This window comes from Nocardioides jejuensis (genome assembly GCF_004337475.1).
GTDB classification, from domain to species: Bacteria; Actinomycetota; Actinomycetes; order Propionibacteriales; family Nocardioidaceae; genus Nocardioides; species Nocardioides jejuensis.
This window is the reverse complement of sequence record NZ_SJZJ01000049.1, coordinates 1-3,037: the sequence shown is the minus strand read 5'-3', so window position 1 is coordinate 3,037 and position 3,037 is coordinate 1. Positions and strand designations below refer to the sequence as shown.

3 protein-coding genes are annotated in these 3,037 nt (G+C 71.1%); all 3 read left to right on the top strand.

Translation table 11 applies throughout. The annotated features are described in order from the left end of the window. Nucleotides 1–510, top strand: a 510-nt coding sequence (locus EPD65_RS15995; RefSeq protein WP_131585940.1) for a ubiquinone/menaquinone biosynthesis methyltransferase, incomplete at its 5' end; no start/stop codon positions are given. Nucleotides 511–512: 2 nt separating this feature from the next. Beyond that, on the top strand, nt 513–1,835 hold the full coding sequence (locus EPD65_RS15990; protein ID WP_131585937.1) for a geranylgeranyl reductase family protein: 1,323 nt from the start codon (nt 513–515) through the stop codon (nt 1,833–1,835). Between the two features lie 172 nt (nt 1,836–2,007). Further along, entirely contained in the window at nt 2,008–2,982 is a 975-nt protein-coding gene (locus EPD65_RS15985) for a hypothetical protein (RefSeq protein WP_131585934.1), read from the top strand. The last annotated feature ends 55 nt before the right edge of the window (nt 2,983–3,037 follow it).

The window sequence follows — 3,037 nt, the reverse complement described above, 5'->3', positions numbered from 1 at the left end:
GGCACCGGCGTGTCGTCCGTCGCGTTCGCGGAGGCCGGCGTCCACGTCGTGCCCTGCGACTTCTCCGTCGGCATGCTCCAGGCGGGCAAGAAGGTCCGCCCGACGCTCAACTTCGTCGCCGGCGACGGCACGAAGCTGCCCTTCGCCGATGACACGTTCGACGCGGTCACGATCTCCTTCGGCCTGCGCAACTTCGTCGACACCGTCGGTGGCCTGCGCGAGATGCGGCGCGTCACCCGCCCGGGCGGCAAGCTCGTGGTCTGCGAGTTCTCGCACCCGACCAACGCCGCGTTCCGCACGCTCTACCTCGAGTACCTCATGAAGGGCCTCCCGGCCGTTGCCCGCGGTGTCTCGTCGTCGCCCGACGCCTACGTGTACCTCGCCGAGTCGATCCGGGCCTGGCCCGACCAGGCCGGTCTGTCCGCGCTCCTCCAGGAGGCCGGCTGGACGAACGTCGAGCACCGCAACCTCACCGGCGGCATCGTCGCCCTGCACCGTGGAGTGGCCTGAGCATGAGCTCTCCTGCTGACGCACTCTTCGGGCTGACGCCTGCGCGCGACGAGCGCGAGGCGCAGGTCATCGTCGTGGGCGCGGGCCCGGCCGGCGCTGCGACGGCGTACCACCTGGCGAACGCCGGCGTGGACGTGCTGCTCCTGGAGAAGGGCTCGTTCCCGCGCGACAAGGTCTGCGGCGACGGCCTCACCCCGCGCGCTGTCAAGCAGCTGATCGGCATGGGCTTCGACCTCGACGAGCCCGGCTGGCAGAAGAACAAGGGCCTGCGGATCATCGGTGCCGGCCACCGGATCGAGTTGCCCTGGCCCGACCTCGCCAGCTACCCGGCGTACGGCATGGTGCGGCCGCGCATGCAGCTCGACGAGATGCTCGCCCGGCACGCGCAGAAGGCCGGCGCACGGCTGATGGAGCGCACGTCGGTCACCGGTCCGGTGCTCGACGCGACCGGCCGGATCGTCGGCGTGACCGCGCGCGCCCTCGACGAGAACGGCCGCCGTGCCGGTGACGAGGTCACCTACCGCGCGCAGCTCGTCGTCGCCTGCGACGGTGTCTCCTCGCGCCTCGCGACCGGTCTCGGCATCACCCGCCGCGAGAACCGTCCGATGGCCGTCGCGGCTCGCGCCTACTACAAGACGCCGATGCACGACGACCCGTGGATGGAGTCGTGGCTGGAGCTGTGGGACGGGGCGCCGGGCGAGTCGAACCAGCTCCCCGGCTACGGCTGGATCTTCCCGTGCGGCGACGGCACGGCGAACGTCGGTCTGGGCATCCTCGACTCCTCGTCGGCGTTCCGGACGTACGACTCCAAGGCCGCGATCCGCACCTGGCTGGCCCACACGCCGCCGGAGCTGGGCTTCACGGACCCGGACAACCTCGTCGGGGAGGTGCGGTCGGCCGCGCTGCCGATGGGCTTCAACCGCAAGCCGCACTACCGCGGCGGCCTCCTGCTCGTCGGCGACTCCGGAGGCATGGTCAACCCGTTCAACGGCGAGGGCATCGACTACGCCCTCGAGGCCGGCCACATGGCCGCCGAGATCATGGTCCAGGCGCTCGCCCGTCCGTCCGGTGAGTCGCGGGAGCGCGTGCTGCACGGCTACGCCACGGCACTCGACCAGGCCTACGGCGGCTACTTCACCCTCGGCCGCGGCTTCGCGAAGCTGATCGGCAACCCGAAGGTGATGAAGCTGGCGACCAAGCACGGCCTCCCGCGCCCCGCGCTGATGCGGTTCACCCTGAAGCTGATGGCGAACCTCACCGATCACAAGGGCGACGCCCACGACCGGATCATCAACGCGCTCGCGAGGATCGCCCCCGACGCCTGAGTCGTACGCCGCCGCGGTCCGTGCGGCGAGTCGCACGTGCGCATCGACACGCGGGGGCGACCGACACCGTCGGCGCGGCGATGCACACGTGTGCCTCGCCGAAGGTCGTACGACGAGCCGGCCCTGTGGATGACCGGATGCGGGATCCGTCGGCACCGCCGACGCTGCTTCCATGTCCGAGTCGAGCATGCCGCCCCGCCGACGTACGCCGCCGCGGCCCCTGGAGTCGTTCGATCCGCGCCGCCCTTTCACCACCGCCGAGGCTGCGCAGGCCGGGATCACGCGGGCCGCGTTGACGGGACCGGCGTTCCAGCAATTGATGCGTGGAGTCCACGTGGCCGCCGACGTGCCCGTCACGCCGGCTCTCCGCGCGAGTGCCCCGCTCGTGGTGTCGGTTCCATCGGCGTGGGCGAGCCATGCCTCGGCCGGGCGGATCCTCGGAGTGCCGCTGCCGGTCCTGCCGGTGGAGCATGTCTCCGTTCTGACGGCGTCCGACCGTCCGCATCGAGCCGGGGTCCGGGCGCACGTTGCGCCGCCCTCCTCGCGGATCGTCACGATTGACGGTGTGCGTCTCTCGGCACCGGCTCAGCTCTTCATCGAGCTCGCCGAGCAGTTGACCCTCGTCGACCTCGTGGTCGTGGGCGACTGGCTGGTGCGCAAGGGGAAGGTCTCGATCGACCGGCTGCGCGAGTTCGCCGGGGCGTCGACGATGAGGGGCGCGGCTGCGGCGCGAGCCGCCGTGGTGTTCGTCCGAGAGCGCGTGGACTCGCCGATGGAGACGCGCCTGCGGATGCTCTTTGTCCTCGCGGGCTTTCCCGAGCCCGAGGTCAACCTGTCCTTTGACCTCGGAGACGGCATGCGGCGCTACGACCTCTCGTGGCCGGGTGTGAAGGTCGTGGCCGAGTACGACGGCCGCCACCACGTCGAGCGCGAGGCCCAGTGGGCCGACGACCTCCTGCGTGCCGAGGAGATCGACAACGACGGCTGGCGTCGGCGCACGTTCATCGCAGGTGACGTCTTCAACACCCCGCACCGCACGCTCGAGCGGATGGAGCGGCTGCTGCGCGCTGTCGGCTTGCCAGGTATGCCGGCCGTCCTCAGCGATGCGTGGCGGCCGCACTTTCCGATCAAGGACGGCTACCTCTGACGATGCGGTGATGCGGCGAGGCGCACGTGCGCATCGACGCGCGGGGGCGATCGGC